Origin of the sequence: Chryseobacterium sp. Marseille-Q3244 (assembly GCF_940807095.1) — a bacterium.
Lineage (GTDB): Bacteria > Bacteroidota > Bacteroidia > Flavobacteriales > Weeksellaceae > Chryseobacterium.
This window is the reverse complement of the sequence record NZ_CALNWX010000027.1, coordinates 27,689-46,633: the sequence shown is the minus strand read 5'-3', so window position 1 is coordinate 46,633 and position 18,945 is coordinate 27,689. Positions and strand designations below refer to the sequence as shown.

At 36.5% G+C, this 18,945-nt stretch carries 17 protein-coding genes and 1 pseudogene; 9 read left to right on the top strand and 9 right to left on the bottom strand.

Features of this window, described 5'->3' with window-relative positions; genetic code table 11:
- The 8 genes and pseudogenes from NBX25_RS24360 to ileS all read right to left on the bottom strand — a co-directional run.
- Positions 1–377: pseudogene (locus tag NBX25_RS24360) on the bottom strand (hypothetical protein); the annotation flags it as partial.
- A gap of 1 nt (position 378) precedes the next feature.
- Positions 379–1,089, bottom strand: a complete 711-nt coding sequence (locus NBX25_RS24355) for a hypothetical protein (RefSeq protein ID WP_250255794.1) — start codon at positions 1,087–1,089, stop codon at positions 379–381.
- A 28-nt stretch (positions 1,090–1,117) separates the two neighbouring features.
- Positions 1,118–1,762 carry a SanA/YdcF family protein gene (locus NBX25_RS24350; RefSeq protein WP_250255793.1) on the bottom strand — a complete coding sequence of 215 codons (645 nt, stop codon included), beginning with the start codon at positions 1,760–1,762 and terminating at the stop codon, positions 1,118–1,120.
- 14 nt (positions 1,763–1,776) lie between these two features.
- The gene (locus NBX25_RS24345) at positions 1,777–2,418 is read right to left on the bottom strand and encodes a lipoprotein signal peptidase (RefSeq protein ID WP_123858138.1); all 642 of its coding nucleotides are present in this window, start codon (positions 2,416–2,418) and stop codon (positions 1,777–1,779) included.
- Positions 2,418–2,612 (bottom strand): DUF2683 family protein, encoded by a 195-nt coding sequence (locus tag NBX25_RS24340; protein ID WP_123909775.1) that lies wholly within the window; start codon positions 2,610–2,612, stop codon positions 2,418–2,420. Before NBX25_RS24340 ends, NBX25_RS24345 begins: the two co-directional genes overlap by 1 nt.
- Before the next feature lie 17 nt (positions 2,613–2,629).
- A complete protein-coding gene (locus NBX25_RS24335; protein ID WP_123909776.1) occupies positions 2,630–2,875 on the bottom strand; it encodes a DUF6576 domain-containing protein in 246 nt (81 codons plus the stop codon).
- 78 nt (positions 2,876–2,953) lie between these two features.
- Positions 2,954–3,334, bottom strand: a complete 381-nt coding sequence (locus tag NBX25_RS24330; RefSeq protein ID WP_045501318.1) for a TraR/DksA family transcriptional regulator — start codon at positions 3,332–3,334, stop codon at positions 2,954–2,956.
- Between the two features lie 58 nt (positions 3,335–3,392).
- Positions 3,393–6,788: an isoleucine--tRNA ligase gene (gene ileS / locus NBX25_RS24325; RefSeq protein WP_123909777.1), complete on the bottom strand. Its 3,396-nt coding sequence runs from the start codon at positions 6,786–6,788 to the stop codon at positions 3,393–3,395.
- A gap of 464 nt (positions 6,789–7,252) precedes the next feature.
- On the opposite strand from ileS, the gene NBX25_RS24745 reads away from it, so the two are divergent.
- The 3 genes from NBX25_RS24745 (at position 7,253) to NBX25_RS24310 (ending at position 10,979) form a co-directional block, all read left to right on the top strand.
- Complete coding sequence (locus NBX25_RS24745; RefSeq protein WP_284346245.1) at positions 7,253–8,941, top strand: M23 family metallopeptidase; 1,689 nt, start codon at positions 7,253–7,255, stop codon at positions 8,939–8,941.
- Between the two features lie 91 nt (positions 8,942–9,032).
- Positions 9,033–10,325, top strand: coding sequence for a flexirubin biosynthesis putative acyl-CoA ligase FlxY (gene flxY, locus NBX25_RS24315; RefSeq protein ID WP_250255792.1), 1,293 nt, complete (start codon positions 9,033–9,035; stop codon positions 10,323–10,325).
- Between the two features lie 45 nt (positions 10,326–10,370).
- Complete coding sequence (locus NBX25_RS24310) at positions 10,371–10,979, top strand: hypothetical protein (protein ID WP_123909780.1); 609 nt, start codon at positions 10,371–10,373, stop codon at positions 10,977–10,979.
- Between the two features lie 33 nt (positions 10,980–11,012).
- Here the strand turns inward: NBX25_RS24310 and NBX25_RS24305 are convergent, their stop codons facing one another.
- Positions 11,013–12,263: an NAD(P)/FAD-dependent oxidoreductase gene (locus NBX25_RS24305; protein WP_250255791.1), complete on the bottom strand. Its 1,251-nt coding sequence runs from the start codon at positions 12,261–12,263 to the stop codon at positions 11,013–11,015.
- 98 nt (positions 12,264–12,361) lie between these two features.
- Between NBX25_RS24305 and flxA the strand changes: the two genes are divergently transcribed.
- The 6 genes from flxA to NBX25_RS24275 all read left to right on the top strand — a co-directional run bounded on the left by flxA (position 12,362) and on the right by NBX25_RS24275 (position 18,939).
- Complete coding sequence (flxA, locus tag NBX25_RS24300; RefSeq protein ID WP_250255790.1) at positions 12,362–13,882, top strand: flexirubin biosynthesis tyrosine ammonia-lyase FlxA; 1,521 nt, start codon at positions 12,362–12,364, stop codon at positions 13,880–13,882.
- Between the two features lie 79 nt (positions 13,883–13,961).
- Entirely contained in the window at positions 13,962–14,693 is a 732-nt protein-coding gene (flxB, locus tag NBX25_RS24295) for a flexirubin biosynthesis SDR family reductase FlxB (protein WP_250255789.1), read from the top strand.
- A gap of 107 nt (positions 14,694–14,800) precedes the next feature.
- Positions 14,801–16,021 (top strand): beta-ketoacyl-[acyl-carrier-protein] synthase family protein, encoded by a 1,221-nt coding sequence (locus tag NBX25_RS24290; protein WP_250255788.1) that lies wholly within the window; start codon positions 14,801–14,803, stop codon positions 16,019–16,021.
- 4 nt (positions 16,022–16,025) lie between these two features.
- A complete protein-coding gene (locus NBX25_RS24285) occupies positions 16,026–16,280 on the top strand; it encodes an acyl carrier protein (protein ID WP_250255787.1) in 255 nt (84 codons plus the stop codon).
- Positions 16,281–16,385: 105 nt separating this feature from the next.
- Entirely contained in the window at positions 16,386–17,270 is an 885-nt protein-coding gene (locus tag NBX25_RS24280) for a lysophospholipid acyltransferase family protein (RefSeq protein ID WP_123909785.1), read from the top strand.
- A 151-nt stretch (positions 17,271–17,421) separates the two neighbouring features.
- On the top strand, positions 17,422–18,939 hold the full coding sequence (locus NBX25_RS24275; protein WP_250255786.1) for a phytoene desaturase family protein: 1,518 nt from the start codon (positions 17,422–17,424) through the stop codon (positions 18,937–18,939).
- Positions 18,940–18,945: the final 6 nt, after the last annotated feature.

The window sequence follows — 18,945 nt, the reverse complement described above, 5'->3', positions numbered from 1 at the left end:
CTATTACTGAATAATTTATTAATTAAAATTCCAAAAAATTTGAAAAATGGATTCCATTCTATAGAAAAATTTAAGTTATAATTTGAGGTGTTTTCATAGAAGTCAATCACATTTTTGGATAAATTGGAGAACTCAGTTTCAGATAAGTTAAGCTTTAGCATTGAAGGAATAATACCTTTTACTTTTGATCCTTTTTCTACAATTAAATTCTCTTTTTCTGCAAATTGATGAATAAAATCCTCGCTCATTGCAGTCAAACTCCCAAAAGGCCCCATCAGCCAGAGAGAATTTTCAGGCTTAATTTTTCTTCCACGCAGAATTACCCATTGTTGAGTAAACCAATCCTGGAACTTCTGTATCGGATAAGCCAATCTCATTTTAGTTGTTTTTAAGATTTGGAATAATGTTGCGTTGCCCATTCCATTCCCCAAATTCTGAAATTGGTTTAAAGCGCAACGTTGTAAATTCAAAATGAAAATCTTTTCGATCTCTTTCTTTCATTGCATCGGCGTGCCTTTCTGGTTTTTGAACTTTGCTATGTCCATGAACCATATCAGTCATTTCTTTTTGATTTTTCCAAATTGAAAAAGTGGAAACGGTATTAGGAAATTTGATGGAAGCTAAAGACAAAGTGGTTGCCGGATGATCCCGAACCAATTTTTCAACCGGCCTTCCCCAATGAATAAATCTGGGAATTTCCAAAAATTTCATTCTGGCAATGGTTACTGCAACGACTGGCGAATTCGGATTTTCAAATTCTAGGGTTTCATCAGGAATTTCAAACTTGTTGAATTTCCCCCATTTTCTCATAAAAGTTAATCTTGTGTGCCAACCTTCAGATAAAATTTTTCCTAAACGGTCTTTAGCTAAGAAATTTTCAATATCCCTTTCATCTTCCCATTGTGCAAATACAGCGATTTGTCTTATCAACATTCGGGAGGGTGAAAAAATAGGAGAGCCTAAGGTCATCACCGTCATAATTTCTGCGTGAATTAACCCTGAGATATTTCTCGACTTCGGTGAAGAAAAAAGAATTCTGAGTGCAGAAAAGTAATCCGTTTTTACTAAATGATACGAGAAGACACTCATTTTTTGTGATTGTATTGGTTTTTTAATACTAAGGAATCAAAATCTTTTCTCCTCCAAATTTAGGTTCTACTCCAAAGATAAGATCCCAATATACTTTGGCCTTTGCCAGATACTCTCTCAAATTAGTCTTTAAACCTGCGTATTTATTTACATCTTCTGCATTATACCCAAAAGCCTGTATTCCGTTTTTCTGAGCTAGAAATACTGCTCTTTCGTTGTGGAATTTCTGAGAGATAATAATAATCTTGGTTTGTCCGAAAATATCCTTTGCTCTTACTACGGAATCCAAAGTACGAAATCCTGCATGGTCTAAAATGATTTTATCCTGTGGAATCCCCTGCTGAACCAATGCAATCTGCATATCTTCCGGTTCATTATAGTCTTTGCTGCTGTTGTCACCACTTACAATAATGTATTGAATCTTTCCACTTTTAAAAAGATCTGTAGCTGCTTTAATTCTGTTATAGAAATAAGCATTGGGCATTCCATTGTTTAAGATTTTTCCTGTTCCTAAGAGTAAAGCGGTTTTTGCGGTTGGTACATCGGCGATATTGTAAGATACATAAGCTGCACTTTCCTTTTTAATGCTATAATTAGCCCAGGCAATAAAAATAATTCCTGCTACCAGAAGAAGCAGGAAAAATTTAAAAATATTTTTGATTGTTTTTCTCATTCGAAATACATCTGTTAGAATTCAAGTCCGTTTGGGAAAGCTTTTTTTCTGAATATTAATAAGAAAGCAGCTCCTACGGTAATGGCTGAATCGGCAACATTGAAAATATATTTAAAGAATTCAATATGTTTTCCGCCAATGATAGGCCAGCTATCGGGAACATACCAGTCCACTACCGGAAAGTGAAGCATATCTACAACGCATCCTTTCATAAAAGTAGAGTATCCCTGTCCGAAAGGAACAAATTTTGAAACCCCGCCATAACCAATCCATCGGTCTGTACTGGCATCATACACCGTTCCGCTATCGAAGATCATTCCATAAAACATCCCATCAATAAGGTTTCCGATAGCTCCTGCAAAGATGATCGCCATTGGAATTAAAAGGTAGTTGGAGGCACCTTCTTTGATCCATTTTTTAAACATGTAAACCATTCCTCCAATCAGGAAAATCCTTAGGATGACAAGAAAATATTTTCCAATAATACCACCAAAATGAAATCCATAAGCCATTCCTGGGTTTTCAACAAAAGTTTTATTGAAGAAACCTTCTATAACAGGAATGCTTTCATTCAGCTCAAAATGAGTTTTGATGTAAATTTTTGAAGCCTGGTCTATCAATAATACCAAAAAAGTGATAGCTAAGATCTTTTTCATTACTCTCCTTTAGGTTTTGAAGGTTTTGAAGCAGGTCTTGCGTTTTTATTATCGCTTGCTTTCTTAACCACTTTTTGTCCGTTATATGAACTTTTCACATGAGCTTTCTCAAATTTAATGTTCATTTCTTTCAAAACGCTTTTTAATGCGCTCAATTCCATAGAATTTTTAGGATGTACTATGATTGATTCCATTTCTTAGTATTTTAATTTTACATTTTGGACAACTCGTCAAGCCTTTTTCTATCTTTTTCAGATAGATCGTTGACTCCGTTTTTGCCCATCTTACTCAATAGTCTGTCTATTTCTTTCTCCCGGTCACGTTTATCAGAATTAAACTGATCATCAATAGTGTAGTTTGTGTGCTTTGGAGGAAAGAATCTGCTTCTGATCCATTCTCTGTTGAAAAAAACCAGCACTGCTGCCACAATGATTACCAATATTAATACTTCGCTCATGGGTATACATTAAAAATTAGGTTTATAAGGTATCCGGAGATACCATATAAACCCAATATTATTTTACAAACCTTACGGCTATTTCTGCATGTTTTTCGCTTCAATGCTTAGTGTAGCATGAGGAACGGCTAAAAGTCTTTCCTTAGGAATTAACTTTCCTGTTACTCTACAAACACCGTAAGTCTTGTTTTCGATTCTGATTAATGCATTCTTAAGATCACGAACGAATTTTTCCTGTCTTCCTGCAAGAATAGAGTTCTGCTCTTTGCTCAAAGTCTCTGCACCTTCTTCAAATGCTTTGAATGTTGGTGAAGTATCATCCGTCCCATTATTCTGGTCATTGATAAAACTTTCTCTGATAAGCTGAAGATCTTTCTCCGCCTTTTCTATTTTTTCTTTTATGATCGCTCTAAATTCCTGTAAATCAGCATCGCTGTATCTAACTCTTTCGTCTGACATATTCTTTCTCTTTTTTAATAAAATTATGAAATGGAATTTGAAATATAATAACTACATGTTAATTTTTTTCAACATTTATCTTAAAATTAACCTCATCTATTTCGATTTCGTTAAAATTTGAAAGTGAAGATACAATTTCTATTTTACTTGACAAGACCTCGGAAGAAATATATTCTTCATTTTTCTTAATATCTTCAAGGAATGGTGAATTCTCTTCAATGGAGATATTAATTCTGTCTGTAAGTTCGAAATCTTTCTCTTTTCTCAAGTTCTGAATTCTGTTGATGAATTCTCTTGCGATTCCTTCAGATTTTAACTCATCGGTTAACGTCAAATCTAATGCCACAGTTGTTTTACCATCAGAAGTTACTGTCCATCCCGGGATATCTTTAGTAGAGATTTCCACGTCTTCAAGCGTAATCTCATAGCCTTGAACATCCAGTTTTCCTTCTTTTTCAAGAGCGGCAATCTGTTCTGTGGTAAGATTGGTAATCTCGGCACCCACCACCTTCATGTCTTTTCCTAGTTTAGGACCAAGAGCTTTGAAGTTCGGTTTTATCTGTTTTACAATTAAGTGAGAGGCTTCTTCAGCATTAATTAACTGTAATTCTTTCACGTTGACTTCCTGCTTGATAAGATCTGCAACAGCAAGAATCTGTTCTTCTGTTTTAGCATCCAATACAGGAACCAATACTTTTTGTAACGGCTGACGAACTTTTACGTTTTCTTTCTTTCTTAAAGAGAAAACCATACTTGTAATGTTTTGTGCTAAGTGTGTTTTTTCAACCAGATCCTGATCGATTAAACTTTCGTCAGCAACCGGGAAGTCTGTTAAGTGTACAGATTCACAGTTTTCTTTACCTGTTACTTTATTTAAGTCCTGATACAACTGATCCATGAAGAATGGAGCAATAGGAGCAGATAGTTTAGCTACTACTTCAAGACAAGTATATAAAGTCTGGTAAGCAGAGATCTTATCATCAGAATAATCTCCTTTCCAGAAACGTCTTCTGCATAATCTTACATACCAGTTACTCAAGTTATCATTTACAAATGTACTGATCGCTCTTGCTACTCTTGTCGGTTCATAATCTTCATAGAATGCCTTTACTTCTTTGATCAGTAAGTTCAGCTCAGAAAGGATCCATCTGTCAATTTCAGGACGGTTCTCCACTTCTTTTTCTGAATAATTGAATCCGTCAACATTCGCATATAATGCAAAGAATGAATACGTATTATAAAGGGTTCCGAAGAACTTTCTTCTTACTTCATCAATTCCTTCGATATCAAACTTCAGGTTCTCCCAAGGATTTGCATTGGAAATCATGTACCAACGGGTAGCATCCGGTCCGTATACAGAAAGGGTTTCAAACGGATCTACTGCATTTCCTAAACGTTTTGACATTTTTTGTCCGTTTTTATCCAAAACAAGACCGTTACTCATTACGTTTTTATACGCAACAGAATCAAAAACAGCTGTTCCGATTGCATGAAGCGTATAGAACCATCCACGAGTCTGGTCAACACCTTCCGCGATGAAGTCCGCAGGGAATGCCTTGTTGTTATCGATCATTTCTTTATTCTCGAAAGGATAGTGCAATTGTGCATAGGGCATAGAACCTGAATCGAACCAAACGTCGATCAAGTCACTTTCACGCTTCATTGCTTTTCCTGAATCAGAAACCAATACAACTTTATCTACAACATTTTTGTGAAGATCAACCAATTCGTAGTTTGATTCAGACATATTGCCTATCTCAAAACCTTTGAATGGATTTTCAGTCATTAATCCTGCAGCAATTGATTTCTCAATTTCGTTGTAAAGTTCTTCTACAGAACCGATGATCTTTTCTTCTTTCAGGTCATCTGTTCTCCAGATAGGCAACGGAATACCCCAATATCTTGAACGGGACAGATTCCAGTCGTTTACATTTTCCAACCAGTTGGCAAAACGTCCTTCCCCGGTAGCTTTTGGTTTCCAGTTGATTTCCTTGTTCAGATTAACCAATCTGTCTTTTACAGCAGTCATCTTCACAAACCATGAATCCAAAGGATAGTATAATACCGGTTTGTCAGTTCTCCAACAGTGTGGGTAGGAGTGAACATATTTTTCTACTTTGAAAGCTTTGTTCTCTGTTTTCAACAAGATTGCAAGCTCTACATCCCAAGATTTCTCTGGCGCAGTTCCTTCATCGTAATATTCGTTCTTGATATATTTTCCTGAAAATACTTCAGGAACATTCTCACCCTGGATAAATTTACCTTGTAAATCTACCAAAGGAACAAGATTGTCGTTTTCATCCTTTACCAACATAGGTGGGATCTCAGGCTGAGCCATTTTAGAGACTCTTGCATCATCAGCACCAAAAGTAGGAGCTGTGTGTACGATACCTGTACCGTCTTCAGTGGTTACGAAATCACCTAAAATTACTCTGAAAGCATTTTCAGGGTTGTCGTTTGGCGTAAACCAAGGAACTAATTGCTCATATCTTGTATCAACAAGTTGTTCTCCTGTGAATTCTTTTAAAATTCTGAACGGAATTACTTTCGTTTCCGGAGTATAGTTGGCAAAATCTTCGTCTGTACCTTCAGCATATTTCTTACCGAATACTTTAGGTAAAAGAACGCTGGCTAATACAACGGTTACCGGTTCAAATGTATATTGATTAAATGTTTTAACCACAACATATTCAATATCTCTACCTACTGTCAATGCGGTGTTGGATGGCAACGTCCAAGGAGTTGTCGTCCATGCAAGGATATGTACGTCTCCATCAACATCGTTGAATAAAGCAGATGAATCTTTCTTTACTTTAAACTGAGCAACCACTGTTGTATCTGAAACATCACGATACGTTCCGGGCTGGTTCAATTCATGAGAAGAAAGTCCTGTACCTGCTTTTGGAGAGTAAGGCTGGATCGTATATCCTTTATACAACAAGCTTTTGTCATATAATTGCTTCAACAACCACCAAACAGTTTCCATATATTTTGACTTGTAGGTAATGTACGGATCATCAAGGTCTACCCAATATCCGATTTTCTCTGTAAGGTTATTCCACACATCGGTATAACGCATTACAGCTTCACGACAAGCTTTATTATAATCTTCAATAGAGATTTTTTTGCCAATATCTTCTTTTGTAATTCCTAATTCTTTTTCTACACCTAGTTCCACAGGAAGACCATGCGTATCCCAGCCTGCTTTACGGAAAACCTGTTTCCCGTTTTGAGTCTGGTAACGGCAGAAAATATCCTTCAATGCTCTTGCCATTACGTGGTGAATTCCAGGCATACCATTTGCTGAAGGCGGACCTTCATAAAAAACAAACTCAGGATTTCCCTGACGAATCTCAACACTCTTATTGAAAGTTTTATTTTGTTTCCAAAACTCCGCTACATTCTCTGCTACGTCAATAAGGTTGAGGTTTTTGTATTCTTTAAATTGGCTCATTGTAAATATCTCAATTCGTTGATTAATTAAGTCTGCAAATTTAGTGAATTTTGTCGGTTTATAAGATATGTTTTATGCAGGTAATTTCTATTAAAAACTTCAATCTCAGAAATATAAATGAAGAAGCATCTAAAAAGCCAATGATGAGCCTTAAATACGTGAATATTTCACCTCTCTTATCATAAGCTTTCTTGAACGTTTTTAACTCTTTCGATTCAAAGAAAAATTCAATAGAAGTAGGATTTAGCCCGCTTGAAAAATAAAAATCAAACCATTGGCTTTAGCCAAAACTTAATATAATCTCTCGCAAATCACACAGATTTCGCAGATGTTATCAACAATCATCTGTGGAAATCCTTGTCATCCGTGGGGAAAAATAAAAAACTCTGAACAAGCAGTGTCAAAGTAGCACGATCATTGCTTGAAATCTCGTATATTTAAGTAGAACTAAACCCAAATGCTGTATGAAAATCTTCTCTAAACTGATGGCGGCTATCTGTTTGATTACTGCCATCCTCACACAAGCCCAAAATAACTATCCCCAAAACTATTTCCGCAACCCGTTGAATATTCCCATGCAGCTGGCCGCTAATTTTGGAGCGGTAAGAACCAATCATTTTCACATGGGATTGGATCTGAGGACGAACAGTCAGGAAAATTTATCTGTACTGGCTGCAGCAGACGGTTATGTAAGCAGAATAAAAGTGGAGCGTTATGGCTTTGGAAATGCCATATATATTATCCACCCGAATGGTTTTACAACAGTGTATGCCCATTTGAATAAATATTTTGATAAGCTTGATGAATATCTGAAGGAGAAGCAGTACAAAGATGAAAAGTGGGAACAGGATATTACTTTCCAGCCGGGACAGTTTCCGGTTACGAAAGGTCAGCTCATTGCCCTGAGTGGAAATACCGGAGGTTCAGCGGGACCTCATCTACATTTTGAGATAAGAGATACCAAAACAGAAGAATGTCTTAATCCGTTGCTGTTTGGATTTAATATCCCGGATTCTGTAGCGCCTATTATCAGTGGATTGTATTGGTATGACCGCAGATTCAGTACGTATGAACCGGGAGCTAATGGAATTGCTGTTAAGAAAATAAGAAATGCTTATACAGCAGATGTTGTCAGAGTTAATTCTCCGATGATAAGTTTTGGAATTAAAGCAGTAGATAAAGCCAACCAGGGATTTAATCTGGGGATTTATAAAGCAGAATTATTGATGGATGGAAAACTGATCTACGGCTTTAGCATTGATAAAGTGAGCTATGATGATACCCGCTATCTGAATGGCTGTATAGATTATACCAAATTCATCAGAGATAAAGTGGGAATTCAGCATCTGTCTACATTGCCGGGAATGAAATTAGCTAATTATAGTACTTCCAATCTTTCAGGAGTCATCAATCTTCAGGATCAGGAAATTCACACTATTGAAATTATTCTAAAAGATGTAAAAGGAAATACCAGCAGGTTGACTACAAAGGTTCAGTTAGCTAATGCAGGTAGCGGAATTTCTCCTTCTGAGAAAGTGATTTTGCCTAATGAAGGGAAAACGCTAACCACTGAAAATGCAGAAATCAACTTCAGTAAAAATGCAATGTATGATGCCGTGAATTTTAGTATGTATGAAAAAAACAGTAGTGATGGAAATGCCATTTCCAATACCATTGTTCTACAGAATCCATACATCCCGGTTCATGATTATTACACCTTGAAAATAAAACCCAACAGAAAATTATCCAAAGATGAAAAAGATAAAGTAGTGGTTTTGTTCAATTATGGAAGTGATAAGGATGCCGTAAAAGCAAAATGGAACGGCGACCAGGCAGAAGCACAGTTCAATAGATTGGGTACAGCAGAACTTATACTGGATAACGGTTTACCATCAGTTTCTTCAGGATGGAAAGATGGAGCTGTTGTAAGCGGAAGTTCTTTACGCTTAAAAGGAAGTACAAAAATCGGGGATATTGTTTCATTCCGGGCAGAACTGGATGGGAAATGGCTGCGATTTGCCCGTGTGAAAAATGATTTTATCTACATTTTTGATGAAAAGTGTCCAAAAACTTCGGGAGAACATAGTTTAAAAATAACCACAATCAATACCGCGGGAAATATAAACACACAGACTTTTACATTCCGTAGATAAAACTGTAGTTGAAATCGTGAATACATTTTACATGAATACATCCTACAATCATGTAATTTTAAATACATTTGTCCTTTAAAAATTAAAATCATTGGAATTTCATCCGTTCATCGAAAAATCGAGTACTCAGGAAATAAAGGCGTTTCAGGAAGAAAAACTTCAGCAGCTTCTGGCTTATCTTGAAGGAAATTCACCTTTTTATCAGAGGTTGTTTAAGGAAAAGAATATCAATATTGGAGAAATCCGGACATTGGAAGATCTGCAAAAGATTCCTGTTACAACAAAGAATGATTTGCAGCAGCATAATCATGATTTTTTCTGTATTACACCAGATAAGATTGTAGACTACAGCACGACTTCCGGAACGTTAGGAGATCCGGTAACCTTTGGATTGTCTGATGGAGACCTTGAAAGATTGGCTTACAATGAGGCCATATCCTTTGCCTGTGCCGGAATTCAGAAGGGAGATGTAGTACAGATGATCACTACGATTGATAAACGTTTCATGGCGGGGCTTGCTTATTTTTTAGGATTAAGAAAAATGGGTGCCAGTGTGGTCAGAATGGGCCCTGGAATTCCAGAATTACAATGGGATTCTATTTTCAGATACAAACCGAAATACCTGATTACAGTTCCTTCATTTTTATTGAAGATGATCGATTATGCTGAAAAACATGGTCTGGATTATAAAAATTCAAGTGTTTATGGAGCAGTATGTATCGGAGAGAGTATCAAAAATCAGGATTTTACAGATAATATTCTTTCCCAGAAGATCAAAGAGAAATGGGATATCAAACTTTTTTCTACTTATGCTTCTACAGAAATGAGCACTGCTTTTACAGAGTGCAAGTTTCAGATCGGAGGGCACCATCACCCAGAGCTGATTATTACAGAAATTCTGGATGAAGATGAAAATGTAGTGAAAGAAGGCGAAAGTGGAGAGCTGACCATCACTACTTTAGGAGTGGAAGCCATTCCTTTGCTAAGATTTAAAACCGGAGATATTGTAAAAGCCCATTATGAACCCTGTCAATGTGAAAGAAATACCATGCGATTGGGGCCTGTAATTGGAAGAAAACAGCAGATGATAAAGTATAAAGGAACAACCCTCTATCCACCTGCAATGAACGATATTCTGAATGATTTTAATAATATTCTCTGTTACCAGATCGTGATTCAGGCTAATGAGATCGGACTGGATGAAATCATCATCAAATTAAGTACAGATCAGGAAAATGAAAACTTTGTGAATGAGGTAAGAGACCATTTCCGTGCAAAATTAAGAGTAAGTCCGAAAATTGAAATCATTGATTTTGATATTCTGTCTAAAACCGTTTTTAATCCAAACAGCAGAAAACCAATTACTTTTATTGATTTGAGATAAATGTAATATATTAGATGCTGAACTTAAATAGTAAAACTAAGACCCATGAAAAAAATATTATTACTGACATTACTGATCTTGGTGACAATGGTGTTCGGACAGGAGAAAATGGAACTCATTTCAGGAAATTTTCAAGCTTTAAAAGATCAGAAAGAAGTGAATATAGAGCTTAGATTTGATAATGTATTGTTTATGAAAGAAAACTTTACGGAAGCTCAATATCTGGAAAATAGGAAAGAAGATGTTCTGTCTAATCCTAAAAGAGGAAAAGAAGGATGGAAACAATGGATTGGAGAATGGGAACGGTATAAAAAAGAAGAGTATATTAACCATTTTGCAAAAGGTTTAGGCAAATACTATAAAGAAGTCACATTTAAAAAGGATGGCTCTGCAAAATACACATTGATACTGGATACAAAATGGCTTTTACCGGGATGGCATGCTGGACTTGTAGTGATGGAAGCACAGGTAAGCGGCACAATTAAGTTGGTGGAAGCTAGTAATCCTTCAGTGGTTTTAGCTGAAGTGGCTTTGAATAAATTTGATAAATTTATTCAAAGTAAGGATGAGGTTATGGAATATGGAAGAATTGCCACAGTATATGAATCAGCAGGAAGGTATCTGGGAAAAGAAATCAAAAAATCGATGAAATAAAAAAAAAACGGTCTGAATTTTCAGACCGTTTTTTTATTCTTGAGTTTGTTCTTTTTCAAGTTTGATGAGGTTCGCAAGATTCTTAATCACCGTATCATGCTTTTTCACAAAAGGATTGTCTTTATTCCAGACATATCCGGCGAGAACCGCACAAATCTTTTTCTTTACATCCGGATTTTCCGGTTGGTGGAAGAATAATTCCTGAAGATTTCCGGTATACCATTCTTTTACATAAGTGGTGAATACATCTACACCGTATAAAATATAATCTGTGTATTCTGTCTGCCAGTCGATTTTCTCACCATTTAGCTGTCTTAATGCCAGTTTAGCAGCCAGCATTCCGGATTCTGTAGCGAAAGCCATTCCTGATGAAAAAACAGGATCAAGGAATTCAGAAGCATTACCAGTTAAGGCAAATCCGTCTCCGAATAAACTTTTAACAGAACATGAATAATCTTTCAGATGTCTTGGCTCAAAGAGAAACTCTACATCCCCAAAACGTTTCATATAATAATCAGAAAGGGAAATTGCTTTTCTTAAAGCTTCAGCAGTATCCCCATTTTCAGATAGTTTTTCAATATATCCGGTAGGTCCTACAATTCCTAAACTTGTGTTTCCGTTAGAAAAAGGAATGACCCAAAGCCATACTTCGGTTTCAATAATATCAAAAGAAATTAAAGTTCCTTCTTCACCAGGTTCTCTGTTAAGATCTTTTACATGAGAGAAAATAGCAGAATGTGGAGATAATTTGGATGGTTTTTCAAGATCAAGCAAACGAGGTAGTACTCTTCCGTAACCACTTGAATCAATTACAAATTTTGCGTGGATTTCCTTAGTTTCACCCTCTTTAGTTCGTACTGTTGTTATGGAATCTGTTCCCTCAAACTTGATGTCGATCACTTCTGTTTCAAATTCAAGATCAACCCCTTTATTAATGACCTCCTGAGCTAAAGTATTATCAAAATCAGCTCTCGGAACCTGCCAGGTCCAATCCCAGCCTTCTCCAAATTTATTGCTGAAATCAAAAATGCAGACTTCGTCACCACGAAGGAAACGGGCACCCAGTTTTTTTTCAAAGCCCATTTTATCCAAAGCAGGGAACAGTCCGGCCTCATCAAAGTGGTCCATCACCCTTGGGATTAAGCTTTCACCGACTACCAGTCTTGGGAATTTTGTTTTTTCCACCACTTTCACGCTGACGTTATTGTTCTTTAAGTAAGAAGAAGATACGCATCCAGAAGGTCCGGCTCCGATTACAAGAACGTCAACAAATTCTTTGCTCATCTTTGATTTTTTATTTTAATAATAACTTTTATCTTTGCCGCAAAATTAGTGACAAATAATTAATATTTTACAAAATTATCAACTATTACTTTTAATTGATGAAAATAAATAACTTTTTAGAACTGAAAGACTTTCAAAAAATTATCATTGAAAATGAAAAAATAGAACTGGATGAATCACTTTTGTCAAGAGTGAATGCAAGTTTTCAGTTTTTAAAGGAATTTTCAAAAAATAAAGTAATATACGGAGTGAATACCGGTTTTGGGCCAATGGCACAATTCAAGATCAGTGATGAGGATACTCACCAGCTTCAGTATAACCTGATAAGAAGCCACTCTTCCGGAATCGGAAACCCTTTGCCTGCCCAGGAAGTGAAAGCTTGTATGCTGGCCAGAATGAATACTTTATCATTAGGAAATTCAGGAGTGCATGAATCTGTTATTTATCTTCTTCAGGAATTAATCAACAGAGATATTACTCCATTAATTTTTGAACATGGAGGAGTAGGAGCAAGTGGTGACCTTGTCCAGCTGGCTCACCTTGCTTTGGTGCTAATAGGCGAAGGAGAAGTTTTCTATAAAGGAGAAAGAAAACTGACCAAAGAGGTTTTTGAAATCGAAGAGCTGAAACCAATTCAGGTGGAGATCCGTGAAGGACTTGCCCTGATGAACGGAACTTCCGTAATGTCAGGAATTGGTATTGTAAATGCTTATAAAGCAAATCAGTTAACAGATATTTCTATTAAGCTTTCTTGCGCCATTAATGAAATTGTTCAGGCTTATGACGATCATTTATCAGAAGCATTAAACGGAACAAAAAGACACTACGGTCAGCAGAAAGTAGCAGAAAAGATGCGTGCTCACCTGGCTGACAGTAAATTGATCAGAAAAAGAGCAGATCATCTGTATACCCATTTTGAAGAACAGGAAAAGGTATTCAAGGAAAAAGTACAGGAGTATTATTCTTTAAGATGTGTACCACAGATTTTAGGTCCGGTATTAGATACATTAGAATATACGGAGAAAGTTCTTGAAAATGAGATCAATTCTGCCAATGATAACCCGATTATTAATGTAGAAGATCAGCATGTTTACCACGGAGGAAATTTCCATGGAGACTACATTTCTCTGGAAATGGACAAATTAAAAATTGTGGTTACAAAACTTACAATGCTTGCAGAAAGACAGTTAAACTATCTTTTGAATGCTAAAATCAATGAAATTTTGCCTCCTTTTGTAAATTTAGGTAAATTAGGGTTCAATTTCGGAATGCAGGGCGTTCAGTTTACAGCAACATCTACTACAGCAGAAAGTCAAATGTTGTCAAATCCCATGTATGTTCACAGCATTCCAAATAATAATGACAATCAGGATGTGGTTAGTATGGGAACCAATGCTGCAGTAATCTGCAGAAAAGTAATTGAAAATGCTTTTGAAGTACTGGCGATTGAAGCGATTACCATTGTTCAGGCTATAGAATATCTTGGTTTTCAGAATGAAATTTCATCGTCTACAAAAGAATTATACGATGAGATCAGAAAAATAATTCCTGCATTCTCAGATGATATGGTAATGTATCCGTATCTGGAGGAAGTAAAGAAATATTTAAAAGCAATGTAACTATTAACAATAGTAGATTGTCTATAAAAAAGAAAAACAAGGTAACTTAAAAAAACTAAAACAAAATAAACACTAACGCATGAAATGTGCAATTGTAACAGGTGGCTCCAGAGGAATCGGGAGAGCAATCTGTATAAAACTGGCTGAAGAGAAGACTTACCACATACTCATTAACTACACTTCCAATGAAGCTGCGGCAAAGGAAACTTTGGCTCAAGTAGAAGAATTGGGGGCGACAGGAGAAATTCTTAAATTTGATGTAGGAAATACCGAAGAAGTACGGCAGATATTAACAGCATGGCAGGACAATAATCCTGAAGCTTTGGTAGAAGTTATCGTTAACAACGCTGGAATTACAAGAGACGGTTTATTTATGTGGATGCAGAAAGAAGACTGGAATACCGTAATCAATACAAGTTTAGATGGTTTCTTCAATGTTACTAATTTCTTTATTCAAAAGCTGCTTCGCAACAAATACGGAAGAATCATCAATATGGTTTCAGTATCCGGAGTAAAAGGAACAGCCGGCCAGACCAATTATTCTGCGGCTAAAGGAGCATTGGTGGGCGCTACAAAAGCTCTTGCTCAGGAAGTTGCTAAGAGAAATATTACGGTAAATGCAGTCGCTCCAGGATTTATCAGAACAGATATGACTCAGGAGTTTAGTGAAGATGAATTGAAGGCAATGATTCCTGCCAACCGGTTTGGAGAAGCAGAAGAGGTTGCAGATCTTGTCGCATTTTTAGCTTCCAGGAAATCTTCATACATCACAGGAGAAGTGATTAATATTAACGGCGGAATTTACTCGTAAATAATCTAACAATATACCAATGTACCAGTGTACCAATGTTGATTGGATCCCAATGAAAATATTGTTACATTGCTAGACTGATACATTGTTAAATTCAATATATACAAATGGAAAATAGGGTTGTAATTACCGGAATGGGAATTTATTCCTGCATCGGGACGTCTTTAGAAGAGGTCAGGGAATCCCTATATCAAGGAAAATCCGGTATTGTTTTAGATCAGGATAGAAAAGAGTTCGGTTTCAGATCAGGACTTACAGGAGTAGTTCCAAAACCTGATTTAAAGAATCTCCTGAACAGACGCCAGCGTGTAAGCATGGGAGAAGAAAGTGAATATGCTTATCTTGCTACCCTTGATGCCCTGAAACAGGCCAATCTTGATGAAACTTTTTTAGATGCCCATGAAGTGGGGATTTTATATGGAAATGACAGTGTTTCCCAAGCAGTGGTAGAATCTATCGACATTGCAAGGGAAAAGAAAGATACTACATTGATGGGATCAGGAGCGATCTTTAAATCAATGAACTCAACAGTAACGATGAACCTTTCTACGATCTTTAAACTAAAAGGGATCAATCTTACCATCAGTGCAGCCTGTGCAAGTGGTTCACATTCCTTAGGGCTTGCTTACATGATGATTAAGAACGGTTTTCAGGATATGATCATTTGTGGTGGGGCTCAGGAAACCAACAAATACTCTATGGCAAGCTTTGATGGATTAGGTGTTTTTTCAGCAAGAGAGGAAGACCCTACAAAAGCATCAAGACCTTTTGATGCCGGAAGAGACGGCTTGATTCCGAGTGGAGGAGCCGCTTCTTTAATCGTTGAGAGTCTGGAATCTGCCCAAAGAAGAGGAGCTCCTATCATTGCTGAAATCATAGGATATGGTTTTTCATCCAATGGCGGACATATTTCAACTCCAAATGTTGACGGACCGGCTTTAGCGATGGATAGAGCTTTGAAACAGTCCGGATTGAAAGCTTCAGACATCGATTATATTAACGCTCATGCTACTTCTACTCCAATTGGTGACGCCAATGAAGCGAAAGCTATCTATGAGATTTTTGGAAGCGAAGTTCCTGTAAGCTCTACGAAATCCATGACGGGACACGAGTGCTGGATGGCTGGTGCAAGTGAAGTTATTTACTCAATTCTGATGATGCAGAATGATTTTGTAGCTCCGAATATTAACCTGGAAAACCCTGATAATGAGGCTCAAAATATAAATTTAGTCTCCAAAACAAAAAATCAAAAAATTGATGTATTTTTGTCGAATTCTTTTGGGTTCGGGGGAACTAATTCTGCATTAATAGTTAAAAAATTTGATTAAAAACATGGAAAGGGAAAAAATTGTTGCTATTGTTAATGATTTTCTGGTTAACGAATTTGAAGTTGACGGAGATGAAATCAGTAATGATGCCAACCTTAAAAATACACTAGGACTAGACAGCTTGGATTATATTGACATGGTCGTAGTGATTGAATCCAATTTCGGAGTGAAATTAGGAGAAGCAGACTTCAAGAAAATGGTAACATTTGATGATTTCTACACAACGATTGAAAATAAGATCGTTGCAAAAAAGGCATAGTTATTAAATAATCTATATTCCTTACAATGTACCAATGTAATAATAGAAGAGGATACTCAGAGATATTGTTACATTGGTACTCTTTTATATTAGCAAACTGTATGTATGAACAAGTGGAAAGGTAAATCTAAAGGGACGGTGCTGGGCTACAGGATATTCGTCTGGTGTATTAGAAATATCGGAATCAGAAGTTCATATCTCGTATTGTACCTTGTGGCTGCTTATTACGTTCTGTTTCAGAAAAAAAGCAACCAATACATTCTCTATTATTTCCAAAAAAGACTGAATTTCAGCTATTGGAAGGCTAAGCGCTCTATTTTTAAAAGCTATTTCACCTTTGGACAGGTTCTGATCGATAAAACGGCTATTTCTGCAGGTTTGAGAGAGAAATATACCTATGAATTTGACGGTATTGAAAACCTGAGAAATCTTTTGGCTGCTAAGAAAGGTGGAGTTCTTATCAGTGCTCACATCGGAAATTTTGAAGTAGCAGAACATTTCTTTGCAGACATTGATTTTGACTGTCAAATTAACCTGGTCACTACAGATCAGGAAGTTACCGTCATCAAGGAATATCTGGAGAGTGTTTCTGTAAAAAAGAGTACTATTAAATTCATCTATGTCAAAGAAGATATGTCGCATATCTTTGAGATCAATCAGGCTTTGTCCAATAATGAACTGATCTGTTTTACGGGAGACCGTTACTTTGAAGGATCAAAATTTCTGGAAGCCGAATTATTAGGAAAAAGTGCCAAATTTCCGGCCGGACCATTCCTCATTGCTTCCCGTTTGGGAGTACCTGTGGTATATGTTTATGTGATGAAAGAAAAGAACCTTCATTACCATTTGTATGCACGAGTAGCACAGAATATCAAGAACCGGGATTCTCAGGGGCTTTTACAGTCTTACGTTCAGAATCTTGAAACCATGCTTAAAAAATATCCGCTTCAATGGTTTAATTATTTTGATTTTTGGGATGATGTTGATTAATTTTTCTATTTTTATTCCCTAAAAACTAATAAAAACTCAAAAATATTAAGGAAGTGAAATTCAAAAATGATATTGTTCAAATAGGATTTTCCTGTACAATAATCATAAAATAATATCCAAATTTCTTAATTTAAAAAAAGCACATCCTCCTTTGAAAAAAGAATATGACATACTTGTAATCGGCAGCGGATTGGGAGGTCTTGTTTCAGCTCTTGTTTTAGCGAAAGAAGGCCTGAAGGTTTGCGTGCTGGAAAAAAACAATCAGTATGGAGGTAATCTTCAGACTTTTTCAAGAGATAAGCTTATTTTTGATACAGGAGTGCATTATTTGGGTGGCCTTTCAAAAGGGCAGAACCTGCACCGTTTTTTCTCCTATCTTGAGATTATGGATGATCTGGAACTTCAGCAAATGGATGAGGACGGGTATGACAGAATTTCCTTTGGAGATGATGCTGTTGAATATCCGCATGCTCAGGGCTATCAAAACTTTGTAGAACAATTATCGGTCTGTTTTCCTGAGGAAAAAGAAAATCTTGAAAATTATTGTGAAGAGATTCAATATGTATGCAGCCAGTTTCCAAGGTATCATGTAGTAGGAAAGGATAATTACAATGAGGAGATCCTGCATTTAAATACCAAAAGATTCGTTGAATCTGTAACCCAGAATAAAAAACTCCAGGCAGTCTTATTAGGATCTAATTTCCTGTATGCCGGAGATTCGGAAAACGTTCCTTTTTACGTTCATGCTTTAACGGTGAATTCTTACATACAAAGTGCCTATAAATGTGTAAAAGGAGGGAGTCAGATATCCAGATTGCTCATTCGAAAACTTCGTCAGTATGGGGCTGAAGTTCACAAACATTCAGAAGTTTCTGAATTTATTTTTAATGGAAATAATATACTGACTTCTGTAAAGACAAAGACAGGGAAAGAATATGCCGCAAAGAAGTTTATTTCCAATATTGAAATTCGTTCTGCCATTAAGCTGATTGGAGAAGAAAGACTGAAAAAATCTTTTCTGAACAGAGTTTTAAGTTGGCAGCCGGTTTCCTCATGTTTCAGTGTTTACATTGTTTTAAAACCTCATTGTCTACCGAATTTTAATTATAATATTTATCATTATTCCTCAGAAGAGCAGGTTTGGAATGCCTATCGTTATCATAAAAAAGCCTGGCCGGAGACCTATATGCTTTCATCCACCCCCTCAAAACAAAATTCTGTTTTTGCAGAAAGTCTAACAGCTATTTCTTATATGGATTTTGATGAGGTTAAACAATGGGAAAATACGGTCAATACCGTAGCTGATGAGCATGAAAGAGGAAAACAGTATGAAGGCTTCAAGCTGGAAAAGACTGAAAAAATGATTGACGCTCTGGAAAAGAAAATTCCGGGTTTGAGACATGCTATCCAACGAATATATACCTCTTCTCCCTTATCTTACCGGGATTATATCGGAAGTTTTGAAGGAAATATGTACGGGTATATGAAAAATTCAGAGAATCCTCTGAAAACCATGGTTTCTCCCCGTACAAAAATTGATAATCTGTTTCTTACAGGTCAATCTGTGAATATGCACGGAATTTTGGGAGTAACCATAGGTGCATTCAATACCTGTGCTGAAATTCTGGGAAAAGAAACGATTGACAGTCGCTTGCACTCAATGACTTAATTAAGA